Genomic DNA, 21,216 nt, shown 5'->3' with positions numbered 1-21,216 from the left:
AGCGAAGGAACCCCGAGCCTCAGCGAGGGGCCGTACGTAAGGGGCGAGACCTTTTGGTTACTTTTGGGGCGTTTGCCAAAAGTGACCCGCTGTAAGAGCGGAACCATAAGCCGCCGTTACCGCAGAAACGGATATGTACTCGACCACCCAAGAGCCTGGTCGGCCCGAAGGCCGCCACGGTCAACCGGTCAAACAGACTCTTTGCGAACGCGGAACCAGGCCGCATACAACGCAGGCAAAAACAGCAGCGTCAACGCCGTGGCCACAATCAACCCCCCCATGATCGCCACCGCCATCGGCCCGAAAAACACACTGCGCGACAACGGAATCATCGCCAACACTGCCGCCAGCGCCGTCAGCACAATCGGCCGGAACCGCCGCACCGTCGCCTCGATGATCGCCTGCCAAGGCTTCAACCCCGCAGCAATGTCCTGCTCGATCTGATCCACCAGAATCACCGAATTACGCATGATCATCCCGGACAACGCGATAGTCCCCAGCATGGCCACGAAACCGAACGGCTGGCGGAACACCAACAGAAACAGCGTCACCCCGATCAACCCCAGCGGCGCCGTCAGAAATACCATCGCCGTGCGCGAGAAACTTCGCAGTTGCAGCATCAGCAAGGTCAACACCACCACAATGAACAACGGCACGCCGGCCTTCACCGAGTTCTGTCCCCGCGCCGAGTCTTCCACCGTGCCACCGACATCCAGCAAGTAGCCATCCGGCAGTTCGGCGCGAATCGGATCGAGGGTCGGCATGATCTGCTGCACCAGCGTCGCCGGTTGTTCCTTGCCGTAGATGTCGGCGCGAACGGTCACGTTTGGCAGGCGGTTGCGGTGCCAGATGATGCCCTCCTCGAAGCCGTATTCCAGGGTCGCGATCTGCGACAGCGCGACACTGCGACCGTTATCGGTCGGTACTGCCAGGCTCGGCAGCAATGACAACTCGGTGCGCTCATGCACGGTGCCGCGCAACAGGATCTCGATCAACTCATTGTCTTCGCGGTACTGGCTGACGCTGGAACCGGTCAGGGAGCTTTGCAAGAACCTCGACAGGTTCGCCGTACTCACGCCCAGCGCCCGCGCGCGGTCCTGATCGATGTTCAGGTAGACGACTTTGCTCGGTTCCTCCCAGTCCAGGTGGACGTTGACCACATGGGGGTTCTGGCGAACCTTGGCCGCGACTTTGCGTGCCAGCGCCCGTACTTCCTCGATGTGCTCCCCGGTCACGCGGAACTGTACCGGGTAGCCAACCGGCGGACCGTTTTCCAGGCGCGTGACCCGCGAGCGCAGAGCCGGGAATTGCTCGTTGAGGGTCGAGATCAACCAGGTACGCAGGGTTTCCCGTTCTTCGATGGTTTTCGCCAGGACGACAAACTGGGCGAAGCTCGCCGCCGGCAGTTGCTGATCCAGCGGCAGGTAGAAACGCGGCGAACCGGTACCGACATAGGCCACGTAATTGTCGATCCCAGCCTTGTCCTTGAGCAGCGCTTCGAGGCGCTTGACCTCGTCGGCGGTGTTGCTCAGCGATGCGCCTTCGGCCAGTTTCAGATCGACCATCAACTCCAGGCGACCCGATGCTGGGAAGAACTGCTGCGGCACAAACTTGAACAGCACGATGGAGGCGATGAATAACATCACGGTCGCTGCGATCACGGTTTTGCGCCAGCGCACACACCATTCCACCAGACGCCGGACGCGCTGATAGAACGGCGTGCCATAGGGATCTGGCTGGCCGGCACCATGCTTGGCGGCGTGAATTTTCGCCAGGTCCGGCAGCAGTTTTTCACCGAGGTACGGCACGAACACCACCGCGGCCACCCAGGACGCCAACAGCGCGATGGTGACCACTTCGAAGATCGAACGGGTGTATTCGCCAGTGCCCGATTGCGCCGTGGCAATCGGCAGGAAGCCGGCCGCGGTGATCAACGTGCCGGTGAGCATCGGGAACGCGGTACTGGTCCAGGCATAACTCGCGGCTTTGACCCGGTCGAAGCCCTGCTCCATTTTGATCGCCATCATTTCCACGGCGATGATCGCATCATCCACCAGTAACCCCAGGGCCAGCACCAGCGCGCCGAGGGAGATCTTGTGCAGGCCGATGCCCAGGTAATACATGCACGCGAACGTCATCGCCAGCACCAGCGGAATCGCCAGGGCCACGACCATGCCGGTGCGCACGCCGAGGGAGAAGAAGCTCACCAGCAACACAATGGCCAGTGCCTCGACCAGCACTTGCACGAACTCGCCAACACCGGTTTTCACCGCCGCCGGCTGGTCGGAGACTTTGCGCAACTCCATGCCGGCCGGGAGGTTTTTCTGGATGCGGGCGAACTCGATTTCCAGCGCCTTGCCCAGTACCAGGATGTCACCGCCGTCCTTCATTGCCACCGCCAGGCCGATGGCGTCCTGCGCCATGAAACGCATGCGCGGCGCCGGTGGATCGTTGAAACCACGGCGCACGTCGGCCACATCGGAGATGCGGAAGGTGCGATCACCGACGCGGATCGGGAAGTTCTTGATCTCGTCTACCGTCTGAAAATTCCCCGTCACCCGTAGCTGCAATCGCTCGCTGCTGGTTTCGAAGAAACCCGCCGTGGACACCGCGTTCTGTTCTTCAAGGGCTTGCTGGACGGCCGCCAGCGGTAAGCCGAGGGTGGCGAGCTTGACGTTGGAGAGTTCGATCCAGATCTTCTCGTCCTGCAACCCCAGCAGTTCGACCTTGCCCACATCCTTGACCCGTTGCAGCTGGATCTGGATGCGGTCGGCGTAATCCTTGAGCACGGCGTAGTCAAAGCCGTCGCCAGTCAGGGCGTAGATATTGCCGAAGGTGGTGCCGAATTCATCGTTGAAGAACGGCCCCTGAATCCCCGGCGGCAGGGTATGGCGAATGTCGCTGATCTTCTTGCGCACCTGATACCAGAGTTCCGGGATCTCCACCGAGTGCATGGAGTCGCGCGCAATGAAGGTCACCTGGGATTCGCCGGGGCGAGAGAACGACACGATGCGCTCGTACTCGCCGGTTTCCATCAGCTTCTTTTCGATGCGTTCGGTGACCTGGCGCGAGACTTCTTCAGCGGTCGCCCCCGGCCAGTTGGTGCGAATCACCATGGCCTTGAAGGTGAACGGCGGGTCCTCGCTCTGGCCCAGCTTGGTATAGGAAAGTGCGCCGACGATGGCCAGCAACAGCATCAGGAACAGGACGATCTGGCGATTACGCAGCGCCCATTCGGAAACGTTGAAGCGCATCGGGGCTTACTCCTTGTCCGCCAGATTGACCACGCGATTGGAGCGATCCACCGGGCGCACCTGCTGCCCTTCGAGAAGCACATGGACACCGGCGGCCACTACCCAGTCGCTGGCGTTGAGCCCTTCAAGCACCGGTACGGTTTTCTCGCCGAAGGCACCGACCCGCACCGGAGTTTTCTTCAAGGTGTTGTTGGCGCTGACGACCCAGACATAGGTCACGCCGTTTTCCGCCGTCAGCGCAGACAGCGGAACGGAGAGTGGAACCACGTCGACGGCCTGCACGAACACTCGGGCGCTCTGGCCCAGCTCGACAGGCACAGTGCCGGCATTGAAGGCGATACGCGCCGCGAAGGTGCGCGACTTGGGATCGGCTGCAGGCGACAGCTCACGGATGCGCCCGGCCAGACGCTGGTCGGGCTGGGTCCAGAGTTCCACCGACACCGGCTCACCGACCTTGAAGCGGCCGAAGTTTTGCTCCGGCAGGCTGATCAAGACTTCACGCTCGCCATCGGTTGCCAGTGTGAACACTGTTTGCCCGGCAGCCACGACTTGCCCGACTTCCACCAGGCGCTTGGCCACAACACCGTCCTGCGGCGCACGCAACACGGCGTAGCTGGCCTGGTTATTGGAAACGTTGAATTCGGCTTTGATTTGCTTGAGGCGCGCCTCACCGGAGCGGTAGAGGTTTTCCGCGTTGTCGTATTGCGAGCGGCTGACCAGTTGGCGCTCCATCAGGGTCTTGTAGCGATCACGCTCGGAACGCACCAGGTTCAGATTGGCTTCGGCGGCGGCGACCTGGGCCCGGGTGGCCTCCAGTTGCAGGCGCACGTCCTGAGGGTCGAGCTCCGCCAAGGGTTGATCGGCCTTGACCCGCTGCCCCTCCTCGACCAGTCGTCGGCTGACTTTGCCGCCGATACGGAATGCCAGGTCCGGCTCATACCGCGCGCGAACTTCACCGGGATAGCTTTCCATGGCCTGCGCCGAAGGCTCTGGCTGGACCACCATGGCCGGGCGCACACTGACCTGCGGCGCCTCTTCGTGACCGCACGCAGACAATAAAAAAGCCAGGGTGACTGGCAACGCGAGGGGCAAGGCATAGCGGAACATGGTGAAGGACCTTTCGCTAATGGTGCTTTGAATAATTATACTGAGCAGTATGTTATTAATAGCAAACTCACCAGTCCAGTAATAAAAACGAATATGCCAAACAATCTTTCAGCACCCAATGGCCCAGGCAGACCCAAGGACCTGGCCAAACGCCAGGCGATTCTCGATGCGGCCAAAGCGCTGTTTCTGAGTAAGGGTTATGCCAATACCAGCATGGATGCCGTCGCGGCCGAGGCCGGTGTGTCGAAGCTGACGGTCTATAGCCACTTCAATGACAAGGAGACGCTGTTCTCCGCCGCCGTGATGGCCAAGTGCGAGGAGCAGTTGCCACCGCTGTTCTTCGAATTGCCGGAAGGTGTGGCAGTGGAAACCGTGCTGCTGAACATCGCGCGCGGCTTTCATCAGCTGATCAACAGTGATGAATCCGTGAACCTGCACCGCTTGATGATGACCCTGGGCAGCCAGGATCCTAAGCTGTCGCAGATATTCTTCGAGGCCGGGCCCCAGCGCATGCTGCATGGCATGGAGCGCCTGCTGATCAAGATCGATGAAAGTGGCGTGTTGCGCATCGACAAGCCGCACAACGCGGCCGAGCATTTCTTCTGCCTGATCAAGGGCGCCGGGAATTTCCGTTTGCTGTATGGCTGCGGCGAGCCGCCGGTTGGTGAGGAGGCGGAGAGCCATGTGCGGGAAGTGGTGGGGTTGTTTATGCGGGCTTATCGGCCTGAGTGAGCCTGACAGTATTGCGTTGACTGTACCGACGCCTTCGCGGGCAAGCCCGCTCCCACAGGGTCCGAGGTGTACTCGAATTTTGAACCCGGCACAAAACCTGTGGGTGCGTGGCTTGCCCGCGATGAAGGCGACTCGGTCTTAAGGCTTGAGCGCCTTCTTCGGGTAGATGTCATACCGACTGGACTTACCATCGAGCGCATGGCTCGGCTTCGGCCCGTCGATGCACGGCGCCTTGCGCGGGCGCTTGACCACCACCCGGTGGCTGGCCAGGGCCAACGCGGCCTCGAGCAGTGCCGGCGCATCCGGGTCATCGCCCACCAGCGGCCGGAACAGGCGCATTTCCTTCTTCACCAGCGCGGTTTTCTCGCGGTGCGGGAACATCGGGTCAAGGTAAATCACCTGGGGCGGCTCGCCCACCCAGTTGCGCATGACCTCGATCGAATTGCCTTTGAGCAAGCGCATCCGCGCCACGATTGGCGCCACGTCGAAATCTTCCGCGCCACGGGCCAGGCCGTCTTCCAGCAAGGCGCCGATCAGCGGCTGACGCTCGATCAGGCTCATCTCGCAACCGAGGCTGGCCAGCACGAACGCGTCCTTGCCCAGCCCCGCCGTGGCATCCAGCACCCTCGGGCGCACGCCTTGGGCGACGCCAACGGCCTTGGCGATCATCTGTCCGCTGCCACCGCCGTACTGCCGGCGATGGGCCGCACCGCCTTCGACGAAGTCCACCCGCACCGGGCCCGGCGCATCCGGCCCCAGTTGTTGCAGCTGCAAACCCTGGTCGCCCACCTGCAACGCAAACTCGCCATCAGCCACTTGCAGCGGCAAGCCCAGACGCTCGGCCCATTGCTCGGCCTGTGGCTCGAAAGCCGCATCGAGGGCCTGGACATGGATGCGGCAGGCCGCAGGTTGATCAATCATCGGAAAACACGCTCAAAAAATTAATGATCGGCAAAAACTGCCGATAACAAAACTATCGAGCATTTTGCCAGAGCTGAGCGTCGACCGAGAGAAATGTCAGACATTCAACCCACAATCACAGGTTTTATCTCGCCCTACGGCGACTACAACCTGCGAAACACCCAGGCACTGAGCGGCGTCAGCCACATCTGGCAGGATTTCTTTGCCCGAGCGCTGGCCGAGCAGTCGGGTGAAGTGCTGCCGCAATCGCTGAACTTTCCACCGGTCGACCTGGAAAGTCCTGTTGAACCCACGGTCGGCAGCGACCTGTTGGCCCACATCGTGTCCCAGCGTGAATGCGACGTGAAGGACAACGAAATCCGCCCGCCCGAGCCGCTGTTCCTGCCGATTGCCGAATTCGAAATGGACCTGGCGGACAAGCCGTTCCCTCCATTCCCGGCGGACGAAATCGTCGCCCAGCAAAAACAGCAGGACTTCGAAAGCGGCTGGGTTCGCCCGATCGTATTGAACGCCGGTCAGCCGGTGCCAGAAGCCAGCCCAGCCCCACAACCGCGTCCCCTGCACCTGCCCATCGCCGAGTTCGAACTCGATCTGCTCGACAAGCCATTCCCGCCGTTCTCGCCAGAAGAACGGGTGGAGCAGCAAAAACAACTCGATTACGACAATGGCTGGGCGCGCCCGATCATCCTGCAGAACCTGCGTATCGCCGCCTGATCCTCAGCCGCGCCCTCTTCCTCAGCCTTTGAAAAACTGATTGGCCTTCTGGTACGGCATCGACCGGGACGTGAAACCGAACGTGCCTGACGTCTGGATTTCTTCGGCGGCGCGCAAGAATTCGCCATAGGCCGCCAATGCCAGCGCCGAGCCCACACTGATACGTTTGACGCCCATCTCACCCAACTGTGCGACCGTCAGCTTCAATCCGCCCGACATCAACACATTCACCGGTTTTGGCGCCACGGCGCGCACCACCGCCAGCACATCCTCGGCGCTGCGCAGGCCCGGTGCGTAGAGCACATCGGCACCGGCCTCGGCGAATGCCTGCAAGCGGCGGATGGTGTCGGCCAGATCGGGATTGCCGTGCAGGAAATTTTCCGCCCGGGCAGTCAACGTAAAGTCGAACGGCAGACTGCGAGCGGCCGCCACAGCGGCTTCGATGCGCGCCACGGCGTGTTCGAAACAATAGATCGGGCCTTCTTCGCGGCCAGTGGCATCTTCGATCGAACCACCGACGGCGCCGACCTCTGCGGCGCGCAAGATACTTTTGGCGCAGTCGGCCGGGTTGTCGGCAAAACCGTTTTCCAGGTCGACGGCAACCGGCAGGTTGGTGACGGCGACAATCGCCTGAACGTTCATCAGGGTATCGTCGAGGGTCAATCCGCCATCGGCACGGCCCTGGGAAAAGGCATAACCGGCGCTGGTGGTCGCCAGCGCCTCGAAGCCGAGGCTGGCGAGCATTTTCGCTGAACCGGCATCCCACGGATTGGGAATCACAAAAGCCCCGGGGCGTTCGTGAAGGGCTTTGAACGCCTGGGCTCGAAAGGTTTGCGCATCCATTGGGCAGGCTCCTGAAGAGGGGAAAGAATCCGCCTCAGAGCAGGCCAAGTTGCTCGGCGACGGGCTCTCTGTATAGCTCAGGCAGCGCCGGCAAGCCAGGCAAACGCAGCATCAGCCGGGCGTGAAAACGCTGCGCCAGTTTCGCGGCCAGCAGGTTGTCGGCCGTGTGCAGGAAAATGTACGGCGTGCGGCCTTCTTCGATCCATAGCGCGATTTTCTCGACCCATGGTTCCAGGAACGCATCGTTGGCCTCAAGCCCTGGATGGCCGATAAAACGCACCTGCGGAAATTGCGTAAATGCCGCAGGGCGCGGTGGCACCCGGGGTTTCTTCGATTGGGCGTGGAGCACTGAGGACTCGGTCGAGGTGCAACTGAACAGCGCACGGGGATCGAGACAGATGCGTTCGACACCGCGATCCAGCAGCAGGCGGTTGAGCATTCGCTCGCTGTCACCCTTGGCGAAAAACTCGTCATGCCGCACTTCCACGGCCAGCGGTCGCTGCAGGGCATCGATAAATCCGGCCAGCTCAGGCAAACGTTGGGGCGTGAAGCTTTTCGACAGCTGCAACCACAATGGCGACACCCGCTCACCCAGAGGGCTGAGCAATTGCAGGAAGGTTTCTGCGGCGCTCAGTTGCTCGCGCAGATCGCCACCGTGGCTGATCTCGCCGGGAAACTTGGCGGTGAAGCGAAAGTGCTCGGGCATGGTCTCGGCCCAACGCTGCACGGTGCTGGCGGCCGGGCTCGCGTAAAAGGTCGTGTTGCCTTCCACGGCATTGAAAACCCGGGAATAGAGATCAAGAAAATCGGCGGGTTTGGCGTGCGGCGGATACAGGTAATCGCGCCAGGCGTTTTCGCTCCAGGACGGGCATCCGAGGTAGTACGGCAGCAGCATCAGATGTACAGGTCGAGACCCAGCACATCCGCTTCCCAATCGACGAAACCGGCGGTGCTCAGGTAGCTGGCCAGGGCTGTCGCCACGCTTTTGCTCATGGCACGGTGGTAAATCAGGTCTTGCTGACGGGCGGGAAGATTGCTCAGTTTTTGCGCAGAGGCTTTGGCGGCGCGGGCAGCCAGTTGCTCTTCAGTCGGGAATTCCAGCTCGCCTTCGATATCAATGGCGTCGTCTTCCACCACACGGCCTTTGCGAGGTTTGCGCTTGATGGGGTAGGACTGAGAGGAAACGCCGTCGATACGCATACGTGCATACTCGGAATCAGTGATGGCAGTTTAGTGGCGCAAAACCCACTTCGCAAACCGCGAGTGATAACTAGAACACATAAAAGGCAAAAGGTTTAAAAGCTGAGGTTAGAAACTGATGATTGGCTGCGTCCGATAGATCGCCATCGCGGGCAAGCCCGCTCCCACAGGGTTAACGCAAATCCTGTGGGAGCGGGCTTGCCCGCGATTGGACCAACTCGGTCCTGGAAACTACCGCGCCTTCGGTGTCGCCACCTTGTCACGCAGATAAACCGGCTGCGCCTCATCGGCCACGATCCCCTCGCCGCGCTCCCAGGCAAACCGCGCCAAAGTCAGCAAGTCTTGCGCATGGGGCAACATGCCCGCGTCCTGCCCGCTCAGGTTGACGGCGATACGCTCGCCATAGCCCCAACCGGTGCCTGCACCGAACCACTCGCCGTCGGCATCGGCCGGCAATGCCGCGGACTCCGGTGGCAGTACCGCTTCAGCACCCACCAGGCGCATCTCTCCGGCCGTTTCGCGGTAGCAACCCCAATACACTTCATCCATGCGCGCATCGATGGCGGCGGCGACCTGAGTGGCGCCGTATTCCCGCAGCGCGCGTTGCGCCAGCACCGCCAGGTTCGACACCGGCAACACCGGGCGATCCAGGGCAAACGCCAGACCTTGCACCACGCCGATGGCAATGCGCACGCCGGTGAAGGCGCCCGGGCCACGGCCGAACGCGATGGCGTCGACCGCTTGCAGCGTGGTGCCCGCATCAGCCAGCAATTGCTTGATCATCGGCAACAGCTTCTGCGCGTGCAGGCGCGGGATCACCTCGTAATGGCTCGTGACCTTGCCGTCATGCAGCAAGGCAACGGAGCAAGCTTCAGTCGCGGTGTCCAGGGCCAGCAAGGTGCTCATCGATGTATCCACAAGAGAGATCAGAAAAAAGTGCGTCAGTATAAACAACTACGGCCCGCAAGCGGGCCGTGGATGATGCAGCGGGTCAGACTTTTCAGCTCAGGGCTGCAAGCACCTTGGCGGTGATCGCTTCAACCGAACCGACGCCTTCGATGTGGCTGTACTTCGGCTTGCCATTGGCAGCCGACAGCGTCTGGTAGAACTCCACCAGCGGCTTGGTCTGCGAGTGGTAGACCGACAGGCGATGACGCACGGTTTCTTCGGTGTCGTCCTTGCGCTGTACCAGTTCTTCACCGGTGACGTCGTCTGTGCCAGCCACTTTCGGCGGGTTGTAGACGATGTGGTAAACGCGGCCGCTGGCCTCGTGAACACGGCGACCGGCGATACGCTGGACGATTTCTTCGTCTTCAACGGCGATTTCAACCACGGCATCCAGTTCGACGCCTGCAGTCACCAGGGCTTCAGCCTGGGGAATGGTGCGCGGGAAGCCGTCGAACAGGAAACCGTTGGCGCAGTCGGACTGGGCGATGCGGTCCTTGACCAGTGCGATGATCAGGTCATCGGACACCAGGCCACCGGCATCCATGATGCTCTTGGCCTTGATGCCCAGCTCGGTGCCGGCCTTGACCGCTGCACGCAACATGTCGCCGGTGGAGATTTGCGGAATGCCGAATTTTTCGGTGATGAACTTAGCCTGAGTACCTTTACCGGCCCCGGGAGCTCCCAGCAGAATGACGCGCATCGATGTGCTCCTCAATTTTTTATATGGATAACGTCAGATTCGCCTCGTGGGGCCAATCTCAAAAATAGGGTCGTGACCGCCCAAACGGTCAAAGGCTGATCAAGATACACAGCAGGCTGCGCCCACACAAGACGCCAAAAGTCGGAGAAACCGCTGCCTCTTGCGACCATTGCGCGCAGTTTCCCAAGTCGCAACCCCATCACTAACTGTCGCCTGACAGCACTTTTACCCCCGGCATACAGCGGCATCCGGCTCACCTGCCGGATGCCTGACCCCACGGCAAAAACCTTAGCCGGTGTTACGCAAACCGGCGGCAATCCCCGCCACAGACACCAGCAAGGCCTGTTCTACCGGGCTGCCCTGCGCAACGTCCTGCACTCTTGAACGGGCCAGCAACTCGGCCTGCAATAGATGAAGCGGGTCGAGGTAGGTGTTGCGCAAGCGGATGAACTCAAGGGTCGCGGGGCTATGTGCCAGCAGCTGCGACTGCCCGGTCAGGCCGAGAACGATGGTGCACGCCTGCGACAATAGGTCGCGTAAGTGCGCACCCAATGGCAACAGATTCGGCTCCACCAGACGCTCATCGTAGGACTGTGCAATGTCTGCATCGGCCTTGGCCAGGACCATTTCCAGCATGTCGATGCGGGTGCGGAAGAACGGCCACTGCTCGCGCATCTGCCCCAGCAGTTCGCCTTCGCCACGCTCCAGCGCCTTGCTCAGGGCCGCTTCCCAACCCAGCCAGGCCGGCAGCATCAGGCGCGTCTGGGTCCAGCCGAAGATCCATGGAATCGCCCGCAGGCTTTCGATCCCCCCGGCCCGGCGCTTGGCCGGACGACTGCCCAGCGGCAATCGACCGAGTTCCTGCTCCGGTGTGGACTGGCGGAAATACTCTACAAACTGCGGATTCTCCCGCACCACGGCGCGGTAGGCGCTGACACCGTCCGCGGCCAGCTCGTCCATCAAATGGCGCCATTCGGGCGTAGGTGGCGGCGGAGGTAGCAAGGTCGCCTCCAGCACAGCGGCCAGGTACAGATTGAGGTTTTGCTCGGCGATGTCCGGCAGGCCGAACTTGAAGCGAATCATTTCGCCCTGTTCGGTGGTGCGAAAACGCCCCGCCACCGAACCCGGCGGCTGCGACAGGATCGCCGCGTGGGCCGGGCCGCCGCCACGCCCCACCGTGCCGCCGCGACCGTGGAACAACAGCAGCTCGACCTGTTGCTCGCGGCAGATATCCACCAGTCGCTCCTGCGCCCGGTACTGCGCCCAGGCCGCCGCGGTGGTGCCGGCGTCCTTGGCCGAGTCGGAGTAGCCGATCATCACTTCCTGCGGCCCTTGCAGGCGCGCGCGATAGCCCGGCAACAGCAGCAGCTTCTCGATCACCGGCCCCGCGTTGTCGAGGTCGGCCAGAGTTTCGAACAGCGGCACCACACGCATCGGCCGCAACACGCCGGATTCCTTGAGCAGCAATTGCACAGCAAGTACATCGGAAGCCGCGCCGGCCATGGAAATCACATAGGAACCGAGGGATGCCCCTGGCGCAGCGGCGATTTCCCGGCAGGTCGCCAGCACTTCGGCAGTGTCGGCGGAGGGTTTGAAGTACGTCGGCAACAAGGGCCGACGATTGCTCAATTCGCGCATCAGGAAGGCGATGCGTTCTTCCTCGCTCCAGTCCTCGTAGCGCCCCAGGCCAAGATAGTCAGTGATTTCGGTCATTGCGGCGGTGTGTCGCGACGAGTCCTGGCGCACATCCAGACGAACAAGGAACAGTCCGAACGTCACTGCCCGCCGCAGGCAATCGAGCAACGGCCCGTCAGCGATCACGCCCATGCCGCACTCGTGCAAGGAGCGGTAGCAAAGCTCCAGTGGATCGAGCAGTTCGCGGTTGTCTTGCAGTACATCGGTCGGTGCCGGCGCTGACGTCGACAAGGCGGCGTGTGCCCAGTTACGCGTTGCCCGCAAGCGATCGCGCAGCTGTTTGAGCACTGCCCGGTACGGTTCGGCGCTGTCTCCGGCCTTGGCCTTCAATTCATCGCTGGCCTGCTGCATCGACAGCTCGGCGGCCAGCCGATCGACATCGCGCAGGTACAAATCAGCCGCCATCCAGCGCGCCAACAGTAAAACTTCCCGGGTAACCGCCGCCGTCACGTTCGGGTTGCCGTCGCGGTCGCCGCCCATCCACGAGGCAAAGCGAATCGGTGCCGCCTCCAGGGGCAAGCGCAGGCCGGTGGCCGCGTGCAGGGCCTGATCGGCCTTGCGCAGATAATTGGGAATGGCCTGCCACAGCGAATGCTCGATCACCGCGAAACCCCACTTGGCTTCGTCCACCGGCGTCGGACGCGTGCGGCGGATTTCCTCGGTATGCCAGGCTTCGGCGATCAGGCGTTGCAAGGTGTTCTTGATCTGCTCGCGCTCGGCACTGGTCAGGTCTCTGTGATCCTGTGCAGCCAGCTGCGCGGCGATGGCGTCGTACTTCTGGATCAGCGTGCGGCGTGCAACTTCGGTCGGGTGCGCCGTGAGTACCAGTTCGATCTCCAGCCGCCCCAGTTGCCGGGCGAGCGCGTCGGCGCCATGCCCCTCGGCGCTCAGGCGCGCGAGCAGCTCTGGCAACACACGGGCTTCGAACGGCGCCGGTTGTGATTCCTCGCGGCGGTGAATCAACTGATATTGCTCGGCGATATTGGCCAGGTTGAGGAACTGGTTGAACGCCCGCGCCACCGGCAGCAACTCGTCTTCGGTCAACTGATTGAGGCTGGCGCTGAGTTCGGCGTCCATGGAACCCCGTCGGTCAGCCTTGGCGCCCTTGCGGATCTGCTCGATCTTGTCGAGAAAACCGTCGCCATATTGCTCACGAATGGTATTGCCCAACAGCTCACCCAACAGGTGAACGTCCTCGCGCAAGCGTGCATCAATATCGGTCATCAGCAGGTCTCCAGCAAAAATCCGGGCGGCTAGGAACCTAGAGAGTGCCGCCCCAGACGGGTTCTTACAAGCAAGACGACGAAGGACCTTTAAACCTTGCCTGTTGAGGCTAGTCTGAACGATAAGCCGTACAACGGTTGTCACCGGCCAGTGCCGGACACTCACTCTGCCTGCCACGAGCGGGAGCGCAATGAGGTCAATATGAAAATCCGCGAGCTTGCCCACCACTGGGAAGAAAACGCCAAGGGTCGCCTGACCGACACCGGCTACTCGATTCATCTGGACGTGGAGTCTGCCGCACGGCTGGCCGCGCTCGTCGAGATGTACCCCAAGCGGCATCCCGAAGAACTGCTCGGCGATCTGATCGGCGCCGCCCTGGAAGAACTGGAAAGAAGCTTCCCGTACGTCAAAGGCACGACCGTGGTCGCCACCGATGAAGAAGGCGATCCACTGTACGAAGACATCGGGCCGACCCCGCGTTTTCTGGCGCTGTCCCGTCGGCATTTGCACGATTTGTCGGTGCCCGACGACAAACAGAAACACTGATTATCCACAGAACCTGTGGGAGCGGGCTTGCTCCGGGCGGCGTTCCGACGAAGGCGGTGTATCAGTCAGCATTATTGCTGAAAGTTAAACCGCCTTCGTCGGAACGCCGCCCGGAGCAAGCCCGCTCCCACATTGGATCTGTGTTGTTAGTTAGAACCGGGTTACTGCTCCAGCTTCTGCGGCGTCTCCTGCCCCATGCAACGCACGGCTTTTTTCTTGCTGTCGACCAGCACGCCGGTCAGGCCTTTCTGTTCCATGTCAAACAGTACCAGCACGCCATCGATGCACTGCGCCACTTGCGCTGCCGGCTCCAGGGAGACTTTGTAGTCTTCGCCCGGAATCGTCTTGAGCATGGTGAATTCGTTGAGCAGCAACGCATCCTCGGGTTTGGCGAAGTGCAGGTAGCCGTACCACCACAGGGCACCGACGGTGCCGAGGATGCTGCAGATACCGGTGATGATCAGCGGGATGGCGTTGCGTTCTTCACTCATTGCGGACTCTCTGGTGGTTCATCTTCAGAATTCGGGGGCGCCGGGTAATTGGGGATCTCACCCAGGCGGCGCAGGCCGTTGAAATGCTGCGGATCATCAAGATAACGCAACATGACCTTGCGCCAGACCGGGTCGGCGAACGTCTGCACATGACCGCCACGGGTCAGTTGCAGCACCCGTGGCGGCGGCGCAGCTTGATACAGTCGGATGCCGTTGGAAAGAGGCACGATCGGATCGTCGATGCTGTGGTAGAGCAGTTTCGGCACATCTTTAAGCTGCGCCATGGAGTTGATTGCGCTGTCGCCGTCCGGTACCAGCCACGACAACGGCACCTGGAACGGCCAGGTCATCCACGAATTGCTCAGGGCAAACTGACCGATGCTTCGGTAACTGGCGGGCACACCGTCGAGGACAAAAGCCTTCAGTTGTTTCTGCCGTTCCGGGTGCTGGACCAGGTAATGCACGGCCATTGAGCCACCAAGGCTCTGGCCGAGCAGGATCAGCGGCTTGCCTTTGACCTGCGGCGCTTGGTCAAGCCATTTGAAGGCCGCGTCGATGTCCTGATAGATCGCCGGCAGACTAGGTTCACCTTCGGACAGGCCATATCCGCGATAATCCACAAGCAACACCTGGTAACCATTTTTCGGCAACCAAAAGCTCCCGCCGAGGTGCATGGGCAGGTTTCCGCCGTTGCCGTGCAGGTGCAGCACCGTGCCTTTGACCTCGACACCCTTCTTCGCCGGCAGCCACCAGGCGTTCAGCTTGAGGCCATCGGCGGTGATCAGGGTGACAGTGCGGTATTCGAGCCCGGCCTTTTCCGGCGTGAACAACTGGCCGGGTTCCGGATAGAACAATAGCGAGCTGCAACCGTTCAAGGCCAGGAAAAGGCAGAGGATGCCGAGGATTCTCATCCGTTGAAACCTCGCAAGAATTGAGTTGGAACACATTACCTGTGGGAGCGAGCTTGCTCGCGATGGCGGTGTATCAGACAACAGAAGTGTTGAATGTGAGACCGCTATCGCGAGCAAGCTCGCTCCCACAGGGGAATTCATTGTTCACAGGATGTTCGAATAATCCGCCTCGATCCGGTCCAGGCTCAGGTGGTTGAGGAAGTTGGAGAAGCACATCCACGCCGATAACGCGTTCATGTCGCGGAATTGTTCCGGCAGGTACTTGGGCGGCACCACCAGTCCTTCGTCCACCAACTGGCGCAAGGTGCGCATGTCTTCCAGGGTGGTCTTGCCGCAGAACAACAGCGGTATCTGCTCCAGCTTGCCTTTACGCACGGCCAGTTGAATGTAGTTGTAAATCATGATGAAGCCCTTGAGGTAGGACAAGTCTTTGGTAAATGGCAGACCTGTCGGCACCGAGCCGCGGAAAACGCGACTGGCGTTGCTGTAGCTCTCGGGCATTTCGAAGCCTTGTTCGCGGAAGAATTCGAACACCTGCAGGAAGTCGGCCCCCTCCTCCACCATGTGAATGGCCCGCGTGCGGTTGGTCAGTTTGCGCAGACGGCTCGGGTACGAGGCGAAGGTGATGATCTCCATCAGGATCGCCAGGCCTTCCTGGGTCACCGTCGACGAGGGCGGCCCCTTGGAGAGAAAGGTGCAGATCGGCTGGTTCAGGCCGTTGAGGGTGGTGCCGACGTGCACCAGCCCTTCGTGAACTTCCAGTGCCCGCACGTCGCGGTCGTTGAACATCGCGTCGGCGCGGATCTTGATGTAGTCGGCGCCCGCCGCCGCATCGGCGACGATGCCGTCGGATTCGAACACCCGGATGGTTTCCTCGGCTTCGCCAAACACCTTGTTCAAGCGATGCTGCAACAGATCGACCGCGTCCTTGGCCGTCAGCGTCTTCGGTTCATCCTTGAGATCGCCACGGCCGTCGATGTTGTTCAGGTATTCGGACAGCATCATGCCCAGGTCGGACAGGGTCGGGTCGCCAGCGTGAAACGCGTCGGACGCGGCGCCGTACAATTCCTGGGAAATCAGGCCGAAATCCTCGGTGCCGCGCGCTTCGAGCATGCGCACCACCATGCGGTATTCCTTGCACATGCGGCGCATGATCTGGCCGACCGGGTTGAACTGGCCGAGCTGGCGGGTGATGTCGCGCTCGATGTTCTGGAACTCCAGCTTCACTTTGCTGGAATCGAACGCCAGCGGCCGGTTGAGGTAGTAGTCGCGGTCCACCGCCGGCATTTCCTTGCCCTTGGCCTTGAGGAACCCCTTACGAATGTTGTCGTCCCACTTGACCGCATCGAGGACGCGGATCGGTGTCTGCGCCAGCACGATGCGATCGGACAAAATGCGTATCGACTGTTGGTAATCGTCCACCCGAAACTCCTGTAGAAACCTGTTGGTGCTGCTTATTTGGCTTTGGCCTGACGCTGGTAGCGTACGGCTTCGACGAACACATCGGAATTGGCCGGGTCGTCGAGGTAGGCGGCGACTTGATCCATGTGGCTGTTGATCAGCACGCCTGCGCCGTCGTCAGTCTGAAACGCTTCGCCGCTCAGGGCGTTTTGCTTCAGCGCCTGGTTGATCTGTTCGAGGTCGAGGTTGTACAGCACCAGTTCACGCTGGTCGGTCAGCTCGAAGCCGCCGATGATGAAATGCCCGCCGAACTGCGCCGGCACCTTCGCCGACAGGTACCAACGGCTGCCATGACGCGACACGGTGAAGGGGTAGGCTTCACGCTCCTTGGGATTGGCCTTGAAGTAGCTGACGGCCTGGTAGCGATTGTCGCCGATGCGGGTCAACTCCAGATTGACGGGCTCACCCCAGGCGCTGGTGCTGGTCCACTTGCCGAGCAACCCTTTGGGCGCGGGCTCGCTCGTGGGCAGCGGTTCCTTGAAGGTCACCAGACAGCCACTGAGCAGCAGGAACGTCAAGGCGATCACAACGACACGCCTGGCTTTCATTCAATACTCCCTATGAAACACAACGCCCCTCGCGCTGACCGGTAGCTGCTGCCGAAGGCTGCGTTCGGCTGCGAAGCAGTCGTAAAATCTGAATCCCGAATCAACCTGAAGGAACACGGTGGCAGGTTTTACGACGACTTCGTCGCCGAACGCAGCCTTCGGCAGCTGCTACGGGGACGGCGCTCAACTCACACCGACGCCAGCACCAGGTGCATGTAGCGCGTCAGGATGCCGAGCATTTCCTCTTCGGCGGCAGGTTCGTCTACGTTGAGCAGGCCCTGATATTCCATCCGCCCGATAATCGCCGTCAACACCTTGGCATCCTGATGCGGTTCGCGCGAGCCCAACACCTGGAACAGCTGGCAAGAGCCCTGCAACAGGATCTGCTGATGCGAGCGCACCAGTTCGGCCAGGCGCGGGTTGAGCAATGCCTCCTGACGGAACGCCTGCTCGGCCATCAAATGTTCGCGCCGATTGACCAGTTGCCGGTGAACGTAATCGGTCATCAGCCGTGCAATGTCGTCCGCCAACTGCGAGCGCGCCTGCGGGCTGCCATCGCCACTGTCGATCATCTCGCGCAGCAGGCCCTCGTTGTTCACCCACAGTTTGCCCATGTACGCCGCACTGCGCTCCACGTATTGGGCGAAGGTATCGGTGAGCAGGTCATCGATATCCTTGAAATAGTAAGTGGTCGCCGACAACGGCACTTGTGCCTCGGCGGCCACCGCACGGTGCCGTACGGCCCGTACGCCGTCACGCACGACAATGCGCATGGCGGCATCCAGGATTTCCTGTCGTCGCTGTTCGCTGCCCTGTCGGCTGGCCTTGCGGCCCTGGTACTGAACGCTTTCAGCGACCGCAGTGGCGACACCCGCTGCACCTTCTTGAGCTATTGCACGAATCACGACAGGTATTTCCTCTCAGATGAAAGTAACAAGTTGATACGTTTGTACCAGACAGGCAATAAAAAGCCGCCTCAAAGGCGGCTTTTTATTTGAAACACTTACGCTTGCGGCCGCATGTGCGGGAACAGGATCACGTCGCGGATCGACGGGGAGTTGGTCAGCAGCATCACCAGGCGGTCGATGCCGATACCTTCACCCGCCGTTGGCGGCATGCCGTACTCCAGCGCACGAACGAAGTCGGCGTCGTAGTGCATGGCTTCATCGTCACCGGCGTCCTTGTCGGCCACCTGAGCCATGAAGCGCTCGGCCTGGTCTTCAGCGTCGTTCAACTCGGAGTAGGCGTTGGCGATTTCACGACCACCGATGAACAGCTCGAAACGGTCGGTGACGTTCGGGTTGTCGTCATTGCGACGGGCCAGCGGCGACACTTCGAACGGGTACTGGGTGATGAAGTGCGGCTGCTCCAGCTTGTGCTCGACCAGCTCTTCGAAAATCATCACCTGCAGCTTGCCCAGGCCTTCGAAGCCCAGCACCTTGGCGCCGGCTTTCTTGGCGATGGCGCGAGCCTTGTCGATGTCGTTCAGGTCGTCAGCGGTCAGCTCTGGGTTGTACTTGAGGATCGAGTCGAACACCGACAGACGCACGAACGGCTCGCCGAAATGGAACACCTTGTCGCCGTATGGCACGTCGGTGCTGCCCAGAACCAGCTGCGCCAGTTCGCGGAACAGTTCTTCGGTCAGGTCCATGTTGTCTTCGTAGTCGGCGTAGGCCTGATAGAACTCCAACATGGTGAATTCAGGGTTGTGACGAGTCGATACGCCTTCGTTACGGAAGTTGCGGTTGATCTCGAACACTTTCTCGAAGCCGCCGACAACAAGGCGCTTGAGGTACAGCTCCGGCGCGATACGCAGGAACATGCCCATGTCCAGCGCATTGTGGTGGGTCTCGAACGGCTTGGCTGCCGCGCCGCCCGGGATGGTCTGCAGCATCGGCGTTTCCACTTCCAGGAAGTCACGCTTCATCAGGAAGCTGCGGATGTGGGCGATGACTTGCGAACGCACGCGGAACGTCTGGCGCACGTCTTCGTTGACGATCAGGTCAACGTAGCGCTGGCGGTAGCGCTGTTCGGTGTCGGTCAGGCCGTGGTGCTTGTCCGGCAGCGGGCGCAGGGATTTGGTCAGCAGGCGCACGTTGGTCATTTCAACGTACAGGTCGCCCTTGCCGGAGCGGGCCAGGGTGCCTTCGGCGGCAATGATGTCGCCCATGTCCCAGGTTTTCACCGCGGCCAGGGTTTCTTCGGACAGGGTCTTGCGGTTGACGTAGACCTGGATGCGACCGGTCATGTCCTGGATCACCATGAACGAGCCACGGTTGAGCATGATACGACCGGCAACCTTGACCGGGATCGCAGCCTCTGCCAGCTCTTCCTTGGTCTTGTCCGCGTACTGTTTCTGCAGTTGTTCGCAGTAGTTTTCGCGGCGGAAGTCGTTGGGGAAGGCATTGCCCTTGGCGCGCTCGGCAGCAAGCTTTTCCTTGCGCAGGGCGATCAGGGAGTTTTCTTCCTGTTGCAGGGCTTGCGGGTCGAGTTCTAGGTCGCTCATGTCTTTAAATATTCCATCTGGTTCGTTGTCCCCGGCCTGCGGCCGGGGATCGCCGGCAAGCCGGCTCCTACAGGGGATCGCGGTGTGTCAGTAACTTACAGCCCGGATTTCAGGCTCGCTTCCAGGTATTCGTCGATGTCGCCATCGAGCACCTTGTCACAGTCGCTGCGTTCGATGTTGGTGCGCAGATCCTTGATCCGCGAGGCATCGAGCACGTACGAACGGATCTGATGACCCCAGCCGATATCGGACTTGGTGTCTTCCAGCGCCTGGGACGCGGCGTTGCGCTTCTGCATTTCCTGCTCATACAACTTGGCCCGCAGCATTTTCATGGCGGTGTCTTTGTTGGCGTGCTGGGAACGTTCGTTCTGGCAGCTGACCACGGTGTTGGTCGGTACGTGGGTGATACGTACGGCCGAGTCGGTGGTGTTTACGTGCTGACCACCGGCACCGGAGGAACGATAGGTGTCGATCCGCAGGTCTGCCGGATTGATCTCGATTTCCACCTTGTCATCGATCTCGGGGGAAACGAACACCGCAGAGAAAGATGTGTGGCGACGGTTGCCGGAGTCGAACGGGCTCTTGCGCACCAGACGGTGCACGCCGATCTCGGTCCGCAACCAGCCAAACGCGTATTCGCCCTTGATGTGCACGGTCGCGCCCTTGATCCCGGCGACTTCACCGGCGGACAGTTCCATGATGGTCGCGTCGAAACCGCGTTTGTCGGCCCAGCGCAGGTACATGCGCAGCAGGATGTTGGCCCAGTCCTGGGCTTCGGTGCCGCCGGAACCGGCCTGGATGTCCAGGTAGGCGTTGTTCGGGTCCATTTCATGGCTGAACATACGGCGGAATTCCAGCTTGGCCAGACTTTCCTCGAGACGGGCCAGCTCGGCGACGACATCGCCCACTGCGCCTTCGTCGTTCTCTTCAACGGCCATGTCCAGCAGGTCGCGGCAATCGGCCAGCCCCGTGTTCAGCTCGTCCAGGGTATCGACGATCTGCGCCAGCGCAGCGCGCTCGCGGCCCAGTTCCTGGGCGTATTCAGGTTTGTTCCAGACACTCGGATCTTCAAGCTCGCGATTGACTTCGGTCAGACGCTCATGCTTTTGATCGTAGTCAAAGATACCCCCGAATAGTTTCGGAGCGCTCGGACAGGTCCTTGATGGTGTTCAGGATCGGGTTGATTTCCATGACGGGCAGCACTCGTTGGCGAACTTTTGAAAGCCGGCGAGTATACCGTAATCAAGCGGCCCCGGCAGCCCGCATGGCGGGTTTACCGGCGAATGGTTTCCACGGGAAGGCACTGGTAGCAGCTGCCGAGCCTGCGAGGCTGCGTTCGGCGGCGCAGCCGTCGTAAAACCGGACGATGCGGTTTTTCAGGAAAACGGCGATGGCGAGGACTTCGTCCTCGAACG

At 61.0% G+C, this 21,216-nt stretch carries 19 protein-coding genes; 3 read left to right on the top strand and 16 right to left on the bottom strand.

Features of this window, described 5'->3' with window-relative positions:
* Positions 1–188 precede the first annotated feature (188 nt).
* Together PMI34_RS10200 and PMI34_RS10205 are read right to left on the bottom strand one after the other, a co-directional pair.
* Positions 189–3,254 (bottom strand): efflux RND transporter permease subunit, encoded by a 3,066-nt coding sequence (locus PMI34_RS10200; RefSeq protein ID WP_008051409.1) that lies wholly within the window; start codon positions 3,252–3,254, stop codon positions 189–191.
* A 6-nt stretch (positions 3,255–3,260) separates the two neighbouring features.
* Positions 3,261–4,361: an efflux RND transporter periplasmic adaptor subunit gene (locus PMI34_RS10205; RefSeq protein ID WP_008051407.1), complete on the bottom strand. Its 1,101-nt coding sequence runs from the start codon at positions 4,359–4,361 to the stop codon at positions 3,261–3,263.
* Between the two features lie 93 nt (positions 4,362–4,454).
* Between PMI34_RS10205 and PMI34_RS10210 the strand changes: the two genes are divergently transcribed.
* On the top strand, positions 4,455–5,093 hold the full coding sequence (locus tag PMI34_RS10210; protein WP_008051405.1) for a TetR/AcrR family transcriptional regulator: 639 nt from the start codon (positions 4,455–4,457) through the stop codon (positions 5,091–5,093).
* A gap of 138 nt (positions 5,094–5,231) precedes the next feature.
* Here PMI34_RS10210 and PMI34_RS10215 read toward each other — a convergent pair whose 3' ends face one another.
* On the bottom strand, positions 5,232–6,014 hold the full coding sequence (locus PMI34_RS10215; RefSeq protein WP_008051403.1) for a class I SAM-dependent methyltransferase: 783 nt from the start codon (positions 6,012–6,014) through the stop codon (positions 5,232–5,234).
* A gap of 93 nt (positions 6,015–6,107) precedes the next feature.
* Between PMI34_RS10215 and PMI34_RS10220 the strand changes: the two genes are divergently transcribed.
* A complete protein-coding gene (locus PMI34_RS10220; protein WP_008051401.1) occupies positions 6,108–6,728 on the top strand; it encodes a hypothetical protein in 621 nt (206 codons plus the stop codon).
* 21 nt (positions 6,729–6,749) lie between these two features.
* Here the strand turns inward: PMI34_RS10220 and PMI34_RS10225 are convergent, their stop codons facing one another.
* From PMI34_RS10225 to ppc, 6 genes are all read right to left on the bottom strand, one after another.
* Positions 6,750–7,571, bottom strand: coding sequence for an isocitrate lyase/PEP mutase family protein (locus tag PMI34_RS10225; RefSeq protein WP_008051400.1), 822 nt, complete (start codon positions 7,569–7,571; stop codon positions 6,750–6,752).
* Positions 7,572–7,605: 34 nt separating this feature from the next.
* Positions 7,606–8,466, bottom strand: a complete 861-nt coding sequence (locus PMI34_RS10230; protein WP_008051397.1) for a DUF72 domain-containing protein — start codon at positions 8,464–8,466, stop codon at positions 7,606–7,608.
* A complete protein-coding gene (locus PMI34_RS10235) occupies positions 8,466–8,771 on the bottom strand; it encodes a hypothetical protein (RefSeq protein ID WP_008051395.1) in 306 nt (101 codons plus the stop codon). The genes PMI34_RS10230 and PMI34_RS10235 overlap by 1 nt, the downstream gene beginning before the upstream one ends.
* 231 nt (positions 8,772–9,002) lie before the next feature.
* Entirely contained in the window at positions 9,003–9,677 is a 675-nt protein-coding gene (tsaB, locus tag PMI34_RS10240) for a tRNA (adenosine(37)-N6)-threonylcarbamoyltransferase complex dimerization subunit type 1 TsaB (protein ID WP_008051394.1), read from the bottom strand.
* A gap of 94 nt (positions 9,678–9,771) precedes the next feature.
* On the bottom strand, positions 9,772–10,419 hold the full coding sequence (adk, locus tag PMI34_RS10245) for an adenylate kinase (protein WP_008051393.1): 648 nt from the start codon (positions 10,417–10,419) through the stop codon (positions 9,772–9,774).
* A gap of 288 nt (positions 10,420–10,707) precedes the next feature.
* A complete protein-coding gene (ppc, locus tag PMI34_RS10250; RefSeq protein ID WP_008051390.1) occupies positions 10,708–13,338 on the bottom strand; it encodes a phosphoenolpyruvate carboxylase in 2,631 nt (876 codons plus the stop codon).
* Between the two features lie 201 nt (positions 13,339–13,539).
* Between ppc and PMI34_RS10255 the strand changes: the two genes are divergently transcribed.
* Positions 13,540–13,884, top strand: a complete 345-nt coding sequence (locus tag PMI34_RS10255) for a hypothetical protein (RefSeq protein WP_008051389.1) — start codon at positions 13,540–13,542, stop codon at positions 13,882–13,884.
* Positions 13,885–14,045: 161 nt separating this feature from the next.
* Here PMI34_RS10255 and PMI34_RS10260 read toward each other — a convergent pair whose 3' ends face one another.
* The 7 genes from PMI34_RS10260 to prfB form a co-directional block, all read right to left on the bottom strand.
* The gene (locus tag PMI34_RS10260) at positions 14,046–14,375 is read right to left on the bottom strand and encodes a hypothetical protein (RefSeq protein WP_008051386.1); all 330 of its coding nucleotides are present in this window, start codon (positions 14,373–14,375) and stop codon (positions 14,046–14,048) included.
* On the bottom strand, positions 14,372–15,286 hold the full coding sequence (locus PMI34_RS10265; protein ID WP_008051383.1) for an alpha/beta hydrolase: 915 nt from the start codon (positions 15,284–15,286) through the stop codon (positions 14,372–14,374). The genes PMI34_RS10260 and PMI34_RS10265 overlap by 4 nt, the downstream gene beginning before the upstream one ends.
* A 144-nt stretch (positions 15,287–15,430) precedes the next feature.
* Positions 15,431–16,708: a flavohemoglobin expression-modulating QEGLA motif protein gene (locus tag PMI34_RS10270; protein ID WP_008051382.1), complete on the bottom strand. Its 1,278-nt coding sequence runs from the start codon at positions 16,706–16,708 to the stop codon at positions 15,431–15,433.
* 32 nt (positions 16,709–16,740) lie between these two features.
* Complete coding sequence (locus tag PMI34_RS10275) at positions 16,741–17,295, bottom strand: hypothetical protein (RefSeq protein ID WP_008051380.1); 555 nt, start codon at positions 17,293–17,295, stop codon at positions 16,741–16,743.
* Between the two features lie 188 nt (positions 17,296–17,483).
* Positions 17,484–18,200, bottom strand: coding sequence for a TetR/AcrR family transcriptional regulator (locus tag PMI34_RS10280; protein WP_008051378.1), 717 nt, complete (start codon positions 18,198–18,200; stop codon positions 17,484–17,486).
* A 98-nt stretch (positions 18,201–18,298) separates the two neighbouring features.
* Positions 18,299–19,801, bottom strand: coding sequence for a lysine--tRNA ligase (gene lysS / locus PMI34_RS10285; RefSeq protein ID WP_008051377.1), 1,503 nt, complete (start codon positions 19,799–19,801; stop codon positions 18,299–18,301).
* A gap of 95 nt (positions 19,802–19,896) precedes the next feature.
* Positions 19,897–20,992, bottom strand: a protein-coding gene (gene prfB / locus PMI34_RS28605) for a peptide chain release factor 2 (protein WP_109790603.1) whose coding sequence is annotated in 2 segments (ribosomal slippage) — positions 19,897–20,919 and positions 20,921–20,992 — 1,095 coding nt in all. Because the reading frame shifts where the segments join, the coding sequence is not laid out codon by codon here.
* Positions 20,993–21,216 lie beyond the last annotated feature (224 nt).

Source organism: Pseudomonas sp. GM74 (assembly GCF_000282455.1).
In the GTDB taxonomy this organism is placed as follows: Bacteria; Pseudomonadota; Gammaproteobacteria; order Pseudomonadales; family Pseudomonadaceae; genus Aquipseudomonas.
Note: the sequence above shows the minus strand (reverse complement) of the source record. Positions and strands in the feature narration are given on the sequence as shown.

What these genes read in the sequence shown, in the direction of transcription:
- PMI34_RS10200 (WP_008051409.1), bottom strand. Translation starts at nt 3,254, where the DNA reads ATGCGCTTCAACGTTTCCGAATGGGCGCTGCGTAATCGCCAGATCGTC.
- PMI34_RS10205 (WP_008051407.1), bottom strand. Translation starts at nt 4,361, where the DNA reads ATGTTCCGCTATGCCTTGCCCCTCGCGTTGCCAGTCACCCTGGCTTTT.
- PMI34_RS10210 (WP_008051405.1), top strand. Translation starts at nt 4,455, where the DNA reads ATGCCAAACAATCTTTCAGCACCCAATGGCCCAGGCAGACCCAAGGAC.
- PMI34_RS10215 (WP_008051403.1), bottom strand. Translation starts at nt 6,014, where the DNA reads ATGATTGATCAACCTGCGGCCTGCCGCATCCATGTCCAGGCCCTCGAT.
- PMI34_RS10220 (WP_008051401.1), top strand. Translation starts at nt 6,108, where the DNA reads ATGTCAGACATTCAACCCACAATCACAGGTTTTATCTCGCCCTACGGC.
- PMI34_RS10225 (WP_008051400.1), bottom strand. Translation starts at nt 7,571, where the DNA reads ATGGATGCGCAAACCTTTCGAGCCCAGGCGTTCAAAGCCCTTCACGAA.
- PMI34_RS10230 (WP_008051397.1), bottom strand. Translation starts at nt 8,466, where the DNA reads ATGCTGCTGCCGTACTACCTCGGATGCCCGTCCTGGAGCGAAAACGCC.
- PMI34_RS10235 (WP_008051395.1), bottom strand. Translation starts at nt 8,771, where the DNA reads ATGCGTATCGACGGCGTTTCCTCTCAGTCCTACCCCATCAAGCGCAAA.
- tsaB (WP_008051394.1), bottom strand. Translation starts at nt 9,677, where the DNA reads ATGAGCACCTTGCTGGCCCTGGACACCGCGACTGAAGCTTGCTCCGTT.
- adk (WP_008051393.1), bottom strand. Translation starts at nt 10,419, where the DNA reads ATGCGCGTCATTCTGCTGGGAGCTCCCGGGGCCGGTAAAGGTACTCAG.
- ppc (WP_008051390.1), bottom strand. Translation starts at nt 13,338, where the DNA reads ATGACCGATATTGATGCACGCTTGCGCGAGGACGTTCACCTGTTGGGT.
- PMI34_RS10255 (WP_008051389.1), top strand. Translation starts at nt 13,540, where the DNA reads ATGAAAATCCGCGAGCTTGCCCACCACTGGGAAGAAAACGCCAAGGGT.
- PMI34_RS10260 (WP_008051386.1), bottom strand. Translation starts at nt 14,375, where the DNA reads ATGAGTGAAGAACGCAACGCCATCCCGCTGATCATCACCGGTATCTGC.
- PMI34_RS10265 (WP_008051383.1), bottom strand. Translation starts at nt 15,286, where the DNA reads ATGAGAATCCTCGGCATCCTCTGCCTTTTCCTGGCCTTGAACGGTTGC.
- PMI34_RS10275 (WP_008051380.1), bottom strand. Translation starts at nt 17,295, where the DNA reads ATGAAAGCCAGGCGTGTCGTTGTGATCGCCTTGACGTTCCTGCTGCTC.
- lysS (WP_008051377.1), bottom strand. Translation starts at nt 19,801, where the DNA reads ATGAGCGACCTAGAACTCGACCCGCAAGCCCTGCAACAGGAAGAAAAC.